Below are 15100 nucleotides of genomic sequence, written 5' to 3' on the forward strand. Positions count from 1 at the left end.
AGCGGGCGTCTCGAAGGATGGCCGCGCGATCGGGGCCTCCATGGTTCTCCCGGCGATGCGTAGCATCGTCCGGAGCAGGCGCTGACGCGGCTCCTCACCATGAGGGTTTACCACCGGCATTAACCTCCGCGCGCAACAGTCGCTGTGACTTCGCCACACTTGGCCCTATATAAGGGGCTGTTCCGGCGCGCCTGAAGCCCTCAGGTTTGGCCCGGGCCGGTTTGGCCGAGGGGAGACCCGTGCAGACGACGCTGCTCGGATTAGCGATTGCCTTCATCATTGCGCTGCTGGCCGCGCTGATCGGGCCTTACTTCATCGACTGGAACCAGTTCCGGCCCCAGTTCGAGGCGGAGGCGAGCCGGATCATCGGCGTGCCGGTGCGGGTGGCGGGCGAGCTCGACGCGCGGCTGTTGCCGGCGCCGACTCTGCGGCTGCGCTCGGTCACCTTCGGCGGCAACAACGATCTCGGCCGCCTGCGCGCCGACAAGCTCGACGTCGAGTTCAGCCTGGGCTCCCTGATGCGCGGCGAATGGCGTGCCACCGAGCTTTCTGTCAATGGCATGGCGGTCGATCTCGGCCTCGATGCGCGTGGGCGAGTCGATCTGCCTTCGACCGCAAGCGGCACCTTCAACCTCGCTTCGCTCGCGATCGAGCGGGTCAATCTCACCGGCCGCATCGCCCTGCACGATGCCGCCAGCCGCTCGACGCTGGAATTGAACGACATCGCCTTCTCCGGCGACGTCCGCTCGCTCGCCGGCTCGGTGCGCGGCGACGGCAGCTTTACTGTCGGCCGCTCGCGCTATCCGTTCCGAATCTCCTCCGGCCCGAGCGCCGACGGCAGCGCGACGCGTCTGCATCTCAACGTCGATCCCGGCGAGCGTCCTCTCCTGGCCGATCTCGAAGGCGTGCTCGCCTTCGACAATCGCCAGCCGAAATTCGACGGCGCGTTGACGCTCGCGGTGCCCGCGGCCAAAAAGCCGGGCGAGGCCGGGCCGACGCCGTGGAAGCTCACGACAAAACTCAAGGCCGATCCGGCCGGCGCCAAGTTCGAGCAGGTCGATGCCAGCTTCGGCGCGGAGGACAGCGCGCTCAAGCTCGGCGGCGTCGGCGATCTCAGGTTCGGCGCCGCGCCGCTGCTGCGCGCGGTGCTGTCGGCGCGTCAGGTCGATGCCGACAAGCTCGCGGGCAAGGACGATGCCGAGCCGCTGCGCATCCTGCCGGCGCTGCGCGCAGGGTTGGCCGCGATCCCGCAGGCGCCGATCCCGGCGCAGATCGAGTTCAACTCCGACCAGATCATGCTCGGCGGCCGTCCGCTCCAGAACATCGTCGCCGAGCTTTCGACCGACGGACGGTCCTGGACCTTCCAGAAGCTCGAACTGCGTGCGCCAGGCATGACGCAGCTGTCGCTCAACGGTGCGACGCCCGGAGCCGACAGCTTCAGCGGCCGCCTCAGCGTGGAGTCGTCCGATCCGGATACGCTGGTGGCCTGGCTCCAGGGCCGCAGCGAGATCAACCGCCGCAGCACGCGGCCGCTGCGCCTGTCCGGCGACGTCACCATCGCCGCCAACCATCTCGCCGTCGACAAGCTGAAAGCGGAGATCGAGGGCGGCGCGGTCGAAGGCCGCATTGCGTTCGTGCAAACAGGCGCGAGCAAGGGCTCGCATATCGACGCCGAGATCAAGGCCGATCGTCTCGACCTCGATGCCGCCGCCAGTTTCGTGCGCGCGCTCGCCGGCCCGCAAGGCGAATGGCCGGAGGAGGCAAAGCTGTCGCTCGATATCGGCCGCGCCATCTCCGCCGGCCAGGAGCTGAAGCCGTTCATGGCCAAGCTCGGTTACGGCCCGGCGGCACTGTCGCTGGAGCAGTTGCGGTTCGGCCAGGCCGGCGGCGTCACCACGGAAGCGAGCGGCAGTTTTGATCGCACCAGGGCCACCGGCAAGCTCGCGCTGACATCCTCCGCCAATTCGCTGCGCGAGCTGACCGCGCTGATCGAGCCGTTTGCGCCTGCTGTGCGCGCACGGCTCGATGCTGTTCCGCCGCTGCCCGGTGCGACGCGCCTCAAGCTCGACCTCAGCCTCGACAAGAACGCCGAGCATGCCGATCGCAGCAACGCCCGCGCCGTGCTCGATCTCGACGCGCCGCAGCTCAAGGCCAGCGCGACGCTGACCGCGCAGACGCCGGTCGCCGCCGTCAACGGCATCGATCTCGAGAAGTTGCGGAGCAGCGATTTCACGCTGGACTCGAAAGTCTCGACGCCGCAGGCCGGCCCCTTGCTGGCGCTGCTCGGGCTCGACCGCGTGGTGGCCGCAAGCGAGGGCGCTTCGCAGTTCGAAGGCAAGCTCAGCGGCGCCTGGCGCCGTCCGCTGCAATTGAACGCAAAGCTCAGCGGCGGCGGGCTGGACGCGGATGCGCAAGGCAATATCGAACTGTTGGAGCCAAAAGGCAGCGTGAATTTGCGCGTGCGCAATGCCAATCTGGCGCCGCTGTTCGGCACCAGCCCGGCCGACAAATCGGTGCAGAGCGTCAACCTGTCCGCGCGCGTCGGGCTAGCCGGCAACCGCCTGACCTTCGACGATCTCGACAGCAGCGCGGCCGGTTCGCATCTGCGCGGTCATCTCGCCGTGACGCTCGATCCGGAAAAGAACGTCGAAGGCGAAGTCGGCCTCGACTCGCTCGATCTCATGCCTGCGCTCGCAATGGCCATTGGTGCTGCCGGACGTGATGCGGGCGAGCCGCTCAGCGCGGGGCTCATCGGTGGTTGGCGCGGCCGGATCGCCTTCCAGGCGCTGCACGGCACTTTGCCCGGCGGCATCGAGCTGCGTCCCGTCGGCGGCATCATCAGGAGCGACGGCCAGTCGCTCGCGCTCGATGGTCTCAAGGGCGGTCTCGGCGGCGGCGAGATGTCGGCGAGTTTCGACGCGCGCAACGGCGCCAACGGCCTCGCGCTGAGCGCGCGCATCGAGCTTGCCAATGTCGATGCGGCGAGCCTGCGCTACCGCGATCTCGCGCTGCCGAAGGGACGCGCCTCGGTGCAGATGGCGCTGACGAGCCAGGGGCGCAGCATCGCGGCGCTGACCGGCGCGCTCGCCGGCAATGGCACGGTGACGCTCGAGTCCGCCGAGATATCCGGTCTCAATCCGCGCGCCTTCGAGATCGCCATCCGCGCCAGCGACGGCGGCCAGGTCAGCGACGACAACCGCCTGAGGCAGCTGGTCGAGCCCGCCTTGTCGGCAGCTCCCATCGCGGTCGCCTCGGCGCAGATCCCGTTCACCATCCGCGACGGTCGGCTGCGGGTCGGCGCAACGCCGTTGGAAGCGAAGAACGCGCGCGCCATCGTCTCCGGCGGCTACGATATTCCCGCCGACCAGGCCGACATCCGCGCCAGCCTGACGCCGATCATGACCGGGCTCTCCGGCGCGCCGCCGGAGATCCAGCTGTTCGCGGCCGGTCCCCCCGACAGGCTGAGCCGCACCATCGATCTCGCGCCGCTGTCGTCCTGGCTCGCCGTGCGCACCATCGACCGCGAGACGCGCCGGCTGGACGCCATCGAGCGCGGCGAGCCGCCGCCGGCGACCGCTGCGCTGCCGACCCTGGTCTCGCCCGATCCGGTGCCGGAGCCGTCGCTGACCGACGTGCCGCTGCCCGGCCGCGATCCCCGCCGCGCGCCGGCGCCAAAGCCGAAGGCCGCGCCGATGCCGAAGGCGCCGCAGGCCGCGCCCGCAGCGCCAAGCCCACCCCTTACAAGCCCGCCGCTCGCAAGCCAGCAGGTCGCACCGCTGCCGCCGCCGATCGAGGTGAGACCGGCCCCGGGCCCGCCGCCGGCAAAGCCGAGGCCGAAGCCGCCGCTGGTCCTGACGCCGCAGTCGAATCCGTAGGGGCGCGTTTGAATCAGCGTGAATGGCGGGTGTCTAAGAAGCTCGTCATGCCCGGGCTTGTCCCGGGCATCCACGTTCTTCGCACCGCGCGGCAAGACGTGGATGGCCGGGACGAGCCCGGCCATGACGTGCGGAGAGACCTTCGCGCCAAACCCTCGGCGCGCGCAGCTATGATCTGCCGGTTAACCCATTCCCTCGCATTTGAATGAATTTTGGTCGGCAAAACTGATTTGCCGATTTTACTGAATTCTCGCATCTCGGCCCTAACGTTGTTCCCAGAGGAATTCGACGTGCTGCCAGCACAGGCAGGACGGCGCGCCAAAGGGCTACCAAGAACTGGGGTTATCGAGATGAACGGGGCGAAATCGCTTCTACAGGATCTGGACGACGCGATCGCGCGCGGCACCGACGAGAGCCGTGCGAAGGCGTTGTGGCATGCGACCGACATCCTGATCACGGGCCGCTACAGCGACGACGAGATCAGCATGTTCGGCGAGGTCATCGGCCGGCTCGCCGACGAGATCGAGGTGGCGGCGCGCGCGCAGCTTTCCGAGCTGATGGCGGCGTGCGATCACGCCCCGCTCAACGTCATCGAGAAGCTCGCCCTCGACGACGAGATCGAGGTCGCCGGTCCCGTGCTGCGCGATTCCAATCGCGTCAACGAGAAGATGCTGGTCGAGAGCGCCCTGACCAAGGGCCAGGCGCATCTGCTCGCGATCTCGCAGCGCCAGCAGATCGGCGAGGCCGTGACCGACGTGCTGGTCAAGCGCGGCAACCAGGAGGTCGTGACGTCGGTTGCCAGGAACGAGGGCGCACGCTTCTCCGGCTCGGGCCTGTTGCACATGGTCCGCCGCGCCGAGGGAGATTCGATCCTCGCCGAGCAGCTTGGCCTGCGCAAGGACGTGCCGCGGCACATCTTCCAGCAGCTGATCTCGAAGGCGTCGGAAGACGTCCGTCGCCGCCTCGCGACCGAGCGTCCCGAGATGATGGCGCAGATCCAGAGCTCGGTGACCGAGGTCACCGGCGACCTTCAGTCCAAGTTCGGCCCGTCCTCGCGCAGCTATTTCGTCGCCAAGCGCGTGGTGACGACGCAGCACCGCCAGGGCAACCTCAACCAGGACTCGATTTCGAATTACGCGCGCCAGCACCGCTTCGACGAGGTGCAGATCGGCCTGTCGCTGCTGTCGGCGCTGCCGGTCGACGTGATCGAGCGCGCGCTGATGGACCGCAACCGCGAGATGCTGCTGGTGCTGTGCAAGGCGCTCGACTTCTCCTGGGATACCACGATGTCGCTGCTGTTCCTCGGCGCCAAGGATCATCTGATCACGGCGCGCGAGCTCCAGGACAATGAACGCGAGTTCGGCCGGCTCAAGATCGAGACCTCGCGCAGCATCTTGAAGTTCTACCAGTCGCGCAAGTCCGGCGCGGGTGCCGATGCGGGCCGTCAGCCCGAGCTCCAGGTTCACTGAGCGGAATTCGAGAGGGGAGTCATTGCAATGTTGCCTCAATTCGGCACCGCCGTTCGCAAGAACAAGAATCTCAACCAGGCCGTCACCGCCGATGTCGGCGCACCGGACAAGGCGTCGGTGGACGCCGCCTGGCTCGTTCTCGAAGCCGCCAACGATCTCGGCGACCACGCCGCGATCGAAGCCTGCCGCCGCGTCATCGACGCCGAACTGACTGGGACCGAGGCCCGCAGCTCGGACATCGATCTCGTGCTGGGGTATTTCAGGTAAGCTTCCTAGGATGGGTGGAGCACGGCGAAACCCATCCTGCCGCGCTACGAAATCCATCTGTCGCCCGCGGCTCCCTGCGTCCGAAGACAATGCAAAAGGCCCCGCCGCAGCGGGGCCTCCTTGCTCAATCGTGCTAGTCCGCACTAATCGTCCCAGTCATGATGTCGGCGGATCACGAAGCCGCGGTCGTAGTCGCGATCGCGGTGGTACCAGCCATGATGCCAGCCGCGGTCATGCTCGTAGATGCGGGCGCGCGGGCCGTCATAGTAATCCCTGTCGCCGCCGACATAGACGCCGATGCCGGCTGCATTGGCGATAGTGGGGGCACCGATTGCAAGCGTCGCTAGCGCTGCTAGAGCGTAAGTCAGCTTCCTCATCTGTTCCTCCTTGGTTTGCATCGTCGCGGGGTAACGGCTGCCGCCATCACCCGTTGCAGGAACAGCGACGAAACTTTCTTGAACGGCTGTTCAGGTCGGTTGCGTTCAAGCACTCCAGCGAACGAGTTGCATTGGAACTGCGAAAGCAACGAGAGAGGCGCCCATGGATGAACGACCAGATGGTGGAACAAGCCACGAAGAGACGCGCGTCGCACGCAGCTGTGATCTGTGACCGGCCGGCCGCAGGTAACGCCGGAAGCTCCTCTCCGTATAGCCCGTAGCGAACGCTTCGTTCGCCAGCAGTCCGGGGAGACATCGTCACATGCAAGGGTTCAACGTCGCCGAGAGCGGTGGCGGTTCTTATCGTCCGCTCGCCATTCTTCGCTGGGTCATGGTGATCATCTTCATCTCGTTCGGCATGCAGAAATTCACGCTGCAATCCGCGCAAGGCATCGCTCAGTTCATCACCAACAGCCCGTTCATCTCCTGGCTGTCGGTGTTCGGCCTGAGGGGAGAGGCCTATTTTCTCGGTGTCGCCGAATTCGTGATTGCGGCGCTGCTTGTGGCCGGCAGCTTCAGTCCGCTCTTGTCTGCGGTCGGTTCATTCATGGGCGTCATGACCTTCGCGATCACATGGTCATTCTTCTTCACGACGCCGGGCGTCGTGACATGGAGCCTTTCAACCGATCCGATGGCCTGGAATCTGGCCGGCGAATTCCTGTTCAAGGACATCGTGCTGTTGTGCGTCTGCATTGTGCTGTTTCTCGCGTCCCTGCCGCAATCGATTGTCCGGTCGCGCACGGGCTGAGTGTGAAGCCGCCTTTCACCGCCAGCCTGTAGGATGGGTAGAGCGCAGCGAAACCCATCATTGCCTGCCGAGCGCGCTGAAGCGTGATGGGTTTCGCTGCGCTCTACCCATCCTACGAGCTCGCGCCTCTCACCGCCGGATACGGTAGATCACCACATCCTCGCCGCGATGAATTGTGCTCTTCTCCAGAACATAGTCCGCCTTCTCCAGCACGCGGCGGGAGGCAAATGTTTCCGACGAAGACGAGGCCGATGAGGGACGGCAGCTCGAGCTGCGACAGCCCGATCTCCGTCAGCGCGGTCGCGATCTCGCTCGCAAGTCCCTGGCCCCAGAACTCGCGCTTGAACGTGTAGGCGATCTCGATCTCGTCGATGTCATCGACGACGATGCGCCGGATGCCCGCCCGTCCGGCGAAGGTGCCGTCTGTCGTTCGCAACGCCCACAGCCCAAAGCCATACTGGTCCCAGTGCGCCACGTTGACGGCGAGATATTGCGTCGTCGCCTCCGCCTCCCGCACGCCGCCGAGATAGCGGGACACGTCGGGGTCGAGATGCAATGCGATGAGGTCGGCGAGGTGACTTTCGTTCAGCCGCTCGGCCGTCAACCTCGTCGTGCTGAAGCGATTCATGGAAAAGACTGCCGCTTTGGACATGGCCAGCGATGCCGGGACCGACGCTGCCATCTGCCCCAGTTTTGCCCTTCGGGTCAATCGGCGCTTAAAGCGCGATGAGATCAGGATGAATCGTCATCGCGCTTTAGATTATTGTTTGAGCATGATCTTTCCGGAAAACCGCTGCGCACTTTTCCGGATCATGCTTTAGCCCGTCGTGCCTTGCTGATGGCCAGGCCTCGCCACTCTCAAGGCACTGGGCCGCAGGCCGTATCTGCGCATCATGGCCTTGCTCAAGGCGCTTTCGGACGCGTACCCGACTTCGCTCGCGATCTTTGCGATCGGATCGGAGGTGCCGGCCAGCCGCTTGCGCGCGATCGTCAGTCTCAAATCGGCCAGGAACGTCATCGGCGCGAGCCCGGCGCGCTTGCGGAAGGCGCGTACCAACGTCGCGCGCGATGCGATCGCGACCGTCGCCATCTCGTCGAGCGTCCAGTCCCTGGCGAGATCGTTGAGGATTGCCGCCACGACGCGCGCCGTGGTGCGGTCCCGCAACAGCGACATCGTCCCGTTCCCGGAGGCTTCGTCGGCGAGATGGTCGCGGAGCATCATGACGAACAGCGCCCGCGCAAGGTCGGCCGCGACCATCTCCGCTCCAACCCGCCCGGCCTCGAGCTCGTCGCGGATGTCGATCAGCAGGTGCCGAAATCTTTCCAGCAGCGGCTCTCCCGCCGTGCGCAGGACGATCTCGTCGGGAAGGGCCGCGATCAGCGGATTCTCGTCCGAGGTTTCGAACAGGAAGCGGCCGCACAGGAGTTCGGTCTCGACCTCGGCACCGATCGTTGCGCGCTGCCGGACGCCGTTCCGGAGCTCGGTCGATATCCGCCCGACAACGCCGCTCGTCTGGCTCCGGACCGCGTGACTGTCGCCGTGCGGCAGCAGGAGGATGTCGCCGGCCTCCAGCCGCTGCGGGCCGAGGCCCGGCCGCTCGACCACGCAAGAGCCGCGCGTCACCATGTGGAATTGGGCCCAACCCTTGCCGTTTGGTGCGTGTAGCGACTCCCAGCTGCCGCCAAACTTGCAGGAATCCTCGATCACGGGACGGATCCTGAACAGCGGCACCATCGCCTTCAACAACTCCGCCGCTTCCGCCTCCGACATTCCTCTCCCCTTGATCCGCGCGGACATGAGTCCGAGCCGCCCGGCCATTCCACGGAGCGACAGAGCGCATCTAACTTACGCTCATCACGACGAGAAGGAAGCATCTCATGGCCATGCTCGACTGGAACAACTATCGTCGCCAGATCGTCGCCGGTGTCGGCGAGATCGGCAAGCTGGCGCCCGACACGGTCAAGGGTTACGCGACCCTGAGCGGCGCGGGCGCCAAGACAAATCACCTCGATGCCAAGACGCGCGAGCTGATCGCACTCGCGGTCGCCATCAGCCTGCGTTGTGACGGCTGTATCACCGTTCACGCGGCCGAGGCAAAAAAGCACGGCGCGAGCGAAGGCGAGATTGCCGAAGCGCTCGGCGCCGCCATCTCGGTCAATGCCGGCGCCGCGCTGGTCTACGCGACCCGTGCGCATGAGGCTTTCAAGGAAGCGTGAGCAAACGCACCGACCTCATTCCTTCTAACACAACCTAACGCGCAATCGTCGCAGCGTCGTGTCAGTGTCGCGACGTGAGCGCGGCCGTCATTTTCGAAAAAGCACGTTTACCGAGGGGAGAGCCCATGACGTCCAAGACGCCAACCGAATTGTCGCCACGGCCTGCGAATGTGTCGCGCCGCGGCTTCGTGGGAGGCCTGTCGGCGGGGATCCTTGGCGCGGTCGCGACCGAGGCAGCCGGCGCCGAAACCCTTGCCGACGTGCCCGACCGCGGGCCCGGCGCCGATCTCAGCGCGCACAGTGAGCGCTCCCGTTTCGCAAAACTCGATCGCATTCCCGAGGCCACGCCGGGCAAGCGCAACGTCGATCCCGGCGATGCCATCAATTCCAAGACGCCGCACCAGAAGCTGGTGGGCAACATCACGCCGACCGATCTGCACTACGAGCGCAGCCATTCCGGCGTGCCCGACATCGATCCCGCGCAGCACCGGCTGCTGATTCACGGCATGGTCTCGAAGCCGCTGGTGTTCAGCGTCGAGGACCTGAAGCGGATGCCGTCGGTCACGCGCGTCGTGTTCATCGAGTGCACCGGCAATGGATGGGAAAACTGGAAAAAGGCCGACCCCGATATCACGGTGCAGAACACGCATGGCCTCGTCAGCACCAATGAATGGACCGGCGTGCCGCTGAAATTCCTGATCGACCTCGTCGCCAAGGACAAGGGCTCGAGCTGGATGCTGGCCGAAGGCGGCGATGGCGCGGGCGTCGACCGCAGCATTCCGCTCACCGACGAGATCGTGAACGAGGCCTTCGTCGCCTATGGCCAGAACGGCGAGCCGCTGCGGCCCGCGCATGGTTTTCCGATGCGGCTGGTGATGCCGGGCTTCGAGGGCAACCTCAACATCAAATGGTTGCGCCGGCTCAAGTTCGGCAACGCGCCCTGGATGACGCGCTGGGAGACCGCGCGCTACACGCAGTTGCTCGCGAACGGCAAGGCGCGGCAGTTTCAGTTGCGGATGGAGACCAACTCCGTCATCACCCAGCCCTCGGGCATGATGCAGATTCAGCCGGGCTACAACCGCATCTCCGGCCTTGCCTGGAGCGGTCACGGCAAGATCGCCGGGGTCGAGATCTCGACCGACGGCGCGAAGACATGGAAGCCGGCGCAATTGAGCCAGCCGGTGCTGTCCAAGGCGCAGGTGCGCTTCCAGATGGATTGGGTGTGGGACGGCAAACCGACGAAAATCGTGAGCCGCTCGACCGACGAGAAGGGCAACGTGCAGCCGGACCGGCAGTCCTTCATCGCCGCGATGGGGACCAATGCGCTGTTTCACTACAACGCCCAGCAGACCTGGAGCATCGACGAGGCCGGGAGGGTCCGCAATGTCCTCGCATGACAAGCTGGTTTTCGTTGGCATTCTCACCGCCGGTCTGCTCGCGCCTCCCGCATTGGCGTTCGATTTCGGGCGCCCCGCGACGCCACAGGAGATCAAGCTGTGGGACATCGATGTCGGCCCCGATGGCAAGGGCCTGCCTGACGGCAGCGGCACCGCGGTCCAGGGCAAGCAGATTTTCGCCGACAATTGCGCGGCCTGTCACGGCGACAACGGCCAGGGCGGCATCAAGGATCGTCTCGCCGGCGGCCAGGGCACGCTCGCTTCCAACATGCCGGTCAAGACGGTCGGCAGCTTCTGGCCCTATGCCACGACCTTGTTCGACTACATCCATCGCGCGATGCCCTATCCGACGCCGGGCTCGCTCAGCACCGACGAGACTTACGCCGTCACCGCCTACATATTGAGCCTCAACGGCATCGTTCCCGCCGATGGCAAGGTCGACAAGGAGTCTTTGCCGAAGATCAAAATGCCCAATCGGGACGGCTTCGTTCCGGTGCCGGAATTCGATCCGGCCAAACTGTTCCGCAACAAGTGAGCGGCTGATGAGGGTTTCGGCACTGATCAGGATCCTCGCGCTGATCGCAGCGACATGTTCATGGGAGACGCAAGTCATGGCTGCAGACGGACTCATCACCATCAAGAGCAGTTTCGGGCCCGAAGACACCATGAAGCGGCTGGAGGCCGAGGTGAAGGCGAAGGGCCTCACTGTATTCGCCCATGTCGATCACGCCGCGGGTGCGGCTGCGGTCGGCCTGCCGCTGCGGCCGACAGATCTCATCATCTTCGGCAACGCCAAGGGCGGCACGCCGTTGATGCAGCAGGCCCAGACCATCGGCATCGACCTGCCACTGAAGGCGCTGGTTTGGCAGGACGAACAGGGCGCGACCTGGCTGTCTTACAACGATCCCGCCTATGTCGCGGGGCGTCATGGCGTTGGCGAGCCGGCCAAGGCTGCCATCACCGCAATGACCGGCGCGCTGCATGCAATCGCCACCAAGGCCACGGCACAGTAGGCATGATGCCGTGGCCCTCCTAGCGCACAAAGGGAGAGATCCATGAGTGTTACACATGACCAACCGGCACCATCCAGCCCGCAAGACGGCAAGCTCGCCCGATGGCTGGTCATCGCGGTGCTGTGCGCGTTGCTCGTCGGCGCCGGCTCGCTCGGCTATCTCGGCTGGGTCAGCACGGATACCAAGGTGCCGGAGGCGGGCTATGTCGCGTTGGTGCTCGGCGTCGTGTTCTCGCTGATCGTCGGCGTCGGCCTGATGGCCTTGGTGTTCTACAGCAGCCGCGCGGGCTATGACGAACCCGCGGTGCTGATCCAGGAGCCGGAAAGCGATCCGGAGGATGGACGCGATCAGTCGCGCTAGCGGCCCGCACGGTCGTGCAGGTCAAAATCGATGATGCCATCATGCCGGTGCTTCGGCCGACGCGTTAGCGGATTGTCCGAAGTATCGCAGGATGGGTGGAGCGCACCGAAACCCATCGCCGCTGTTGGGAAATGATGGGTTTCGCTTTCGCTCTACCAGCCTACGGGCTACTGACCTGGTTCATGGAACTGGCTCGTCGGTGAAGCGCGATCTTGCTCGTACTGTGACCGCTGATGCCGCATGCCCCTATCCCCGGGTCAACCGGCTGTTGGTCCGTAGCCTGGCGCGTCAGTCGCCCATAAAAAGTAGTCAAGCAGCAGCTTGATCTGAATCAAGCGCGCGCATGACAATTGCACCACAACGCGACGCCAAGGGATGGTGACATGTTGGCGTGAGCGATGAGTCCGACTTGGTACGTCACCTTTGGAATACATCAGCGAGGCATTCTACCGAGGAAGCGGAGCCCGCGCGAGACGAAGACTTTTGCGACCGAGCAAGAAGCCAAGCTGTTCGCGCGCGCCAAGCGCGATGAGGGATGCGCCGTCTTTGCAGGCACGATCAACCCGCACCTTCCAAGGCGACTAATCCCGTCCTCCGGCATCAATGCGTGGCTTGCCGACGAACAGGATGGCGCCGCGACTACCGGCACTTCGAACACCGACTAAGCACTTTTCCATGCATAGCGATGGCGCTTAGGTGTTGCCATTTTGTTACGGGGCAACACTCCCCGCGCGCGTAAACTTCAGGCTGTTCGCAGAGTTTATGCACGCCAGCCTGCATAAGGCTTTGCGTCTGACGTAAGAAATTTGAGCAAAGGGGACGAAACGATGAAAAAGCTTTCGATCGCGGCGATCGGCTTCGCGGCGCTGAGCATGGCGGCTCCGGCCTTGGCGGCCGATATGGCCGTCAAGGCGCCGCCGCCCGCGCCGGTGGTGGCGGTTTACAACTGGACCGGATTTTACATTGGCGCCAACGGAGGCTGGGGGCAGAGCCACGGTTGCGTGGATTTCATAACGCCCGCAGGAACCGTCGCAAGCGGTTGCGCCGATCGCTCCGGCGGCCTCGCCGGCGGACAGATCGGGTACCGCTGGCAAACCAATCAGTTCGTGCTCGGCCTGGAAGCCCAGGGCGATTGGGCCGAGATCAAGAACACGCGCGTCAGCCTGATCGATCCGTTCATCTCGACCACGGGCAAGATCGACGGGATCGGGCTGTTCACGGCCCAGCTCGGTTGGGCATGGAACGCCTCGCTGCTCTACGTGAAGGGCGGCGCCGCAGTGACGCGCAATCGCTTTGACATCTTCAACAATGTCACCGGCGTCGGCCTCGCTTCGGCAGGCCACACGCGCTGGGGCGGAGCGCTGGGCGTCGGCTGGGAATACGGCTTCACGCCGAACTGGACGTTCGGCATCGAGTACGACCACCTCTGGATGGGACGTGACAACACGGCCTTTGCAGGTGTGGTCACGCCCGGCGGGTTCACGCTGACCGGCAGCGGGGTCAGCCAGGATGTGGACATGGTCACGCTTCGGTTGAACTACCGCTTCGGCGGGTACGGTGCGCCGGTCGCGGCGCGCTATTGATCTGAAGTCTTCCCAGTGAACTCAGGCCCCGGCATCGACCGGGGCCTTTTTCATGGGAGGTCGAAGAAGCAGGGATGCCTGTTGCTGCAGAGTCAGTTCTGGCGGTCGAGCCCGGCAAGTTGCTGCCTGTCCACGAGAACGATGTGACGCTGGCTTTTGTCGATGAAACGAAGGATGCCGAGCTCGCGCAGATGCGACAGAGATCGTGAGATGGTCTCGATCGTCAGGCCGAGATAGTCGGCTATGTCGCGCCTGGTCATTGGCAGCGCGAGAACGCCTGCGGCGGTGAGCCGCTTGTCCATTTCGATCAGGAAGGCGGCGACCCGCTCCATCGACGTCTTGCGTCCGAGCAGCAGCATATGATCTTCCGCATGCCCAAGATTCGTAGCCGCCATGCGGAGCAGACTCCTGGTCAAGGTGCCGTCATTCTCGGCGGCGGCGTCGAGGCTCTCGCGCCTGACGAGATGCACGATCGTGTCGACCATGGCTTCCGTGCTGAAGCGGTGGACATCGCCGTTCTCCAGCCCGAAGAAGTCGCCGGGAACGTGGAAGGCACCGACGTGGCGACGTCCGCCGGACAGCAGTTTGTAGCTTCGTACCGCGCCCGACTTGACTTGGTAGACAAATTCGATCGGCTCTTTCTCGCCGTAGATCTCGCTGCCACGTGTGTAGGTGAACTCGCTCAGGCTGATCGTCGGATTTGAGGCGGAGAGCATTCCGAACTCTATGAGCGTATGTGGGCGGGGAAGCGAGGCCGAGGTCTGGTGCATCGGCATTTGTCCAACTCCTCAATCAGGCGGCGATCGGGTTTTGTCAGCCACGGCGCATGTGACACCGGCCAGTGTCGTGCCGCTCGAGTTCCTCGCAAAATTCGAGCTTGTTCTAACGCGGAACTGGTGACTATCGTCATAAGGTTCATTGTACCAATGGACAGCACGATGCTGCTCTTCGACGGCGCGTCGTCGGTCGACGCGCCGTTTCTGCTCGTCGGGCTCGAGCGTGACGAGCCTTGCAGGAAGCCTGGCCGGATAAATCTCTCCAATCACAGCTTCCGCCTTGCAGAGCTTCTCGCCATGGATGGAGCAGGGGCGATATCGGATCGACGGCGAGAAAAAAGACCGCAGCTAGCGCAACGTGGGTGCTTGAAGGCTTCCGATGCTTTGGATGCTGGTTTTACCAGCTCAATTACCAGTATCTGTACCCGAACCATCCGAATGGCCCCTGCCGAGCCGCCAGGACCATTTGGGGCGGCGTGTGTCGCTTCGACCGCACAGAGGCGTGTTGGGACTTGCGCGATCGCTTGTGACCGACCGCCTCGCTTGGCGGCGAGTTCGGGCGCGTCATGGCGAGTGCGTTGGCAACCGCCGGAGTTTGGGCCCGGATCATCGGCGGTTCTGCGCGGTCAAGAGGAGCAGTGGCTTGCGCGACCGGCACCTCGGGGGCCGCTGCGACGATGACCGGCATGCTGGTATCGAGGATCACGCGTTCAGGCAATTTGCGATCCGAGTGAATGCGTATCGCCGGCCGGTCTGCGGCGCCCTTCTCGGCGATCGGGGCTTTCGGGAGACAAAAGTCCACAAGGAAGAGGAGGACGAGCAACGCTGCACCAACCTTCCAGAAGTACGCCAGCAACGACATCTCGCTCGCTCCGTGCCCCCCACAATGGGCCCAGCTTGCGACGACGTTGCGCGATTTTCCAATGCGCTGTGAGAACGGGCTTGATTCAAATCAAGC

Annotated in this window: 15 protein-coding genes and 1 pseudogene; 11 read left to right on the forward strand and 5 right to left on the reverse strand. The window is 64.7% G+C overall.

The annotated features are described in order from the left end of the window. Nucleotides 1–239 precede the first annotated feature (239 nt). The 3 genes from AAFG16_RS12150 to AAFG16_RS12160 all read left to right on the forward strand — a co-directional run bounded on the left by AAFG16_RS12150 (nucleotide 240) and on the right by AAFG16_RS12160 (nucleotide 5611). Nucleotides 240–3875 (forward strand): AsmA-like C-terminal region-containing protein, encoded by a 3636-nt coding sequence (locus AAFG16_RS12150; RefSeq protein WP_342739285.1) that lies wholly within the window; start codon nucleotides 240–242, stop codon nucleotides 3873–3875. Between the two features lie 350 nt (nucleotides 3876–4225). Then, on the forward strand, nucleotides 4226–5344 hold the full coding sequence (locus tag AAFG16_RS12155) for a DUF2336 domain-containing protein (RefSeq protein ID WP_342739286.1): 1119 nt from the start codon (nucleotides 4226–4228) through the stop codon (nucleotides 5342–5344). Between the two features lie 27 nt (nucleotides 5345–5371). Further along, entirely contained in the window at nucleotides 5372–5611 is a 240-nt protein-coding gene (locus AAFG16_RS12160) for a hypothetical protein (protein ID WP_283084769.1), read from the forward strand. A 143-nt stretch (nucleotides 5612–5754) separates the two neighbouring features. On the opposite strand, the gene AAFG16_RS12165 is transcribed toward AAFG16_RS12160, so the two are convergent. Continuing rightward, complete coding sequence (locus AAFG16_RS12165; RefSeq protein WP_283084770.1) at nucleotides 5755–5988, reverse strand: hypothetical protein; 234 nt, start codon at nucleotides 5986–5988, stop codon at nucleotides 5755–5757. Between the two features lie 322 nt (nucleotides 5989–6310). Here AAFG16_RS12165 and AAFG16_RS12170 point away from each other — a divergent pair, with 322 nt between their 5' ends. Beyond that, complete coding sequence (locus tag AAFG16_RS12170) at nucleotides 6311–6796, forward strand: DUF417 family protein (protein WP_342739287.1); 486 nt, start codon at nucleotides 6311–6313, stop codon at nucleotides 6794–6796. A 129-nt stretch (nucleotides 6797–6925) separates the two neighbouring features. Here AAFG16_RS12170 and AAFG16_RS12175 read toward each other — a convergent pair. Next, a pseudogene (locus AAFG16_RS12175) lies at nucleotides 6926–7424 on the reverse strand (GNAT family N-acetyltransferase). Between AAFG16_RS12175 and AAFG16_RS12180 the strand changes: the two are divergent. Further along, nucleotides 7423–7617 (forward strand): hypothetical protein, encoded by a 195-nt coding sequence (locus AAFG16_RS12180; protein ID WP_342739288.1) that lies wholly within the window; start codon nucleotides 7423–7425, stop codon nucleotides 7615–7617. The pseudogene AAFG16_RS12175 and the gene AAFG16_RS12180 sit on opposite strands and share 2 nt — an antisense overlap. Here AAFG16_RS12180 and AAFG16_RS12185 read toward each other — a convergent pair. Further along, nucleotides 7614–8567: an AraC family transcriptional regulator gene (locus AAFG16_RS12185; protein WP_342739289.1), complete on the reverse strand. Its 954-nt coding sequence runs from the start codon at nucleotides 8565–8567 to the stop codon at nucleotides 7614–7616. The genes AAFG16_RS12180 and AAFG16_RS12185 overlap by 4 nt on opposite strands. A 107-nt stretch (nucleotides 8568–8674) precedes the next feature. On the opposite strand from AAFG16_RS12185, the gene AAFG16_RS12190 reads away from it, so the two are divergent. The 6 genes from AAFG16_RS12190 (at nucleotide 8675) to AAFG16_RS12215 (ending at nucleotide 13366) form a co-directional block, all read left to right on the forward strand. Further along, nucleotides 8675–9013 carry a carboxymuconolactone decarboxylase family protein gene (locus AAFG16_RS12190; protein WP_342739290.1) on the forward strand — a complete coding sequence of 113 codons (339 nt, stop codon included), beginning with the start codon at nucleotides 8675–8677 and terminating at the stop codon, nucleotides 9011–9013. A gap of 125 nt (nucleotides 9014–9138) precedes the next feature. Then, nucleotides 9139–10410 (forward strand): sulfite dehydrogenase, encoded by a 1272-nt coding sequence (gene soxC / locus AAFG16_RS12195; RefSeq protein ID WP_342739291.1) that lies wholly within the window; start codon nucleotides 9139–9141, stop codon nucleotides 10408–10410. Continuing rightward, on the forward strand, nucleotides 10397–10945 hold the full coding sequence (locus AAFG16_RS12200; RefSeq protein WP_342739292.1) for a cytochrome c: 549 nt from the start codon (nucleotides 10397–10399) through the stop codon (nucleotides 10943–10945). The genes soxC and AAFG16_RS12200 overlap by 14 nt, the downstream gene beginning before the upstream one ends. 7 nt (nucleotides 10946–10952) lie before the next feature. Beyond that, nucleotides 10953–11423, forward strand: coding sequence for a DUF302 domain-containing protein (locus AAFG16_RS12205; protein WP_342739293.1), 471 nt, complete (start codon nucleotides 10953–10955; stop codon nucleotides 11421–11423). 42 nt (nucleotides 11424–11465) lie between these two features. Next, nucleotides 11466–11783 (forward strand): hypothetical protein, encoded by a 318-nt coding sequence (locus tag AAFG16_RS12210; protein WP_342739294.1) that lies wholly within the window; start codon nucleotides 11466–11468, stop codon nucleotides 11781–11783. An 827-nt stretch (nucleotides 11784–12610) separates the two neighbouring features. After that, entirely contained in the window at nucleotides 12611–13366 is a 756-nt protein-coding gene (locus AAFG16_RS12215) for an outer membrane beta-barrel protein (protein ID WP_342739295.1), read from the forward strand. A gap of 92 nt (nucleotides 13367–13458) precedes the next feature. Here AAFG16_RS12215 and AAFG16_RS12220 read toward each other — a convergent pair whose 3' ends face one another. Both AAFG16_RS12220 and AAFG16_RS12225 read right to left on the reverse strand, forming a co-directional pair. Next, the gene (locus AAFG16_RS12220) at nucleotides 13459–14142 is read right to left on the reverse strand and encodes a helix-turn-helix domain-containing protein (protein WP_342739296.1); all 684 of its coding nucleotides are present in this window, start codon (nucleotides 14140–14142) and stop codon (nucleotides 13459–13461) included. A gap of 409 nt (nucleotides 14143–14551) precedes the next feature. After that, nucleotides 14552–15004 carry a hypothetical protein gene (locus tag AAFG16_RS12225; RefSeq protein ID WP_283084781.1) on the reverse strand — a complete coding sequence of 151 codons (453 nt, stop codon included), beginning with the start codon at nucleotides 15002–15004 and terminating at the stop codon, nucleotides 14552–14554. Nucleotides 15005–15100 lie beyond the last annotated feature (96 nt).

The organism is Bradyrhizobium sp. B117, from assembly GCF_038969555.1.
GTDB lineage: Bacteria > Pseudomonadota > Alphaproteobacteria > Rhizobiales > Xanthobacteraceae > Bradyrhizobium.

What these genes read in the sequence shown, in the direction of transcription:
- AAFG16_RS12155 (WP_342739286.1), top strand. Translation starts at nt 4,226, where the DNA reads ATGAACGGGGCGAAATCGCTTCTACAGGATCTGGACGACGCGATCGCG.
- AAFG16_RS12160 (WP_283084769.1), top strand. Translation starts at nt 5,372, where the DNA reads ATGTTGCCTCAATTCGGCACCGCCGTTCGCAAGAACAAGAATCTCAAC.
- AAFG16_RS12165 (WP_283084770.1), bottom strand. Translation starts at nt 5,988, where the DNA reads ATGAGGAAGCTGACTTACGCTCTAGCAGCGCTAGCGACGCTTGCAATC.
- AAFG16_RS12170 (WP_342739287.1), top strand. Translation starts at nt 6,311, where the DNA reads ATGCAAGGGTTCAACGTCGCCGAGAGCGGTGGCGGTTCTTATCGTCCG.
- AAFG16_RS12180 (WP_342739288.1), top strand. Translation starts at nt 7,423, where the DNA reads ATGGAAAAGACTGCCGCTTTGGACATGGCCAGCGATGCCGGGACCGAC.
- AAFG16_RS12185 (WP_342739289.1), bottom strand. Translation starts at nt 8,567, where the DNA reads ATGTCGGAGGCGGAAGCGGCGGAGTTGTTGAAGGCGATGGTGCCGCTG.
- AAFG16_RS12190 (WP_342739290.1), top strand. Translation starts at nt 8,675, where the DNA reads ATGGCCATGCTCGACTGGAACAACTATCGTCGCCAGATCGTCGCCGGT.
- soxC (WP_342739291.1), top strand. Translation starts at nt 9,139, where the DNA reads ATGACGTCCAAGACGCCAACCGAATTGTCGCCACGGCCTGCGAATGTG.
- AAFG16_RS12200 (WP_342739292.1), top strand. Translation starts at nt 10,397, where the DNA reads ATGTCCTCGCATGACAAGCTGGTTTTCGTTGGCATTCTCACCGCCGGT.
- AAFG16_RS12205 (WP_342739293.1), top strand. Translation starts at nt 10,953, where the DNA reads ATGAGGGTTTCGGCACTGATCAGGATCCTCGCGCTGATCGCAGCGACA.
- AAFG16_RS12210 (WP_342739294.1), top strand. Translation starts at nt 11,466, where the DNA reads ATGAGTGTTACACATGACCAACCGGCACCATCCAGCCCGCAAGACGGC.
- AAFG16_RS12215 (WP_342739295.1), top strand. Translation starts at nt 12,611, where the DNA reads ATGAAAAAGCTTTCGATCGCGGCGATCGGCTTCGCGGCGCTGAGCATG.
- AAFG16_RS12220 (WP_342739296.1), bottom strand. Translation starts at nt 14,142, where the DNA reads ATGCCGATGCACCAGACCTCGGCCTCGCTTCCCCGCCCACATACGCTC.
- AAFG16_RS12225 (WP_283084781.1), bottom strand. Translation starts at nt 15,004, where the DNA reads ATGTCGTTGCTGGCGTACTTCTGGAAGGTTGGTGCAGCGTTGCTCGTC.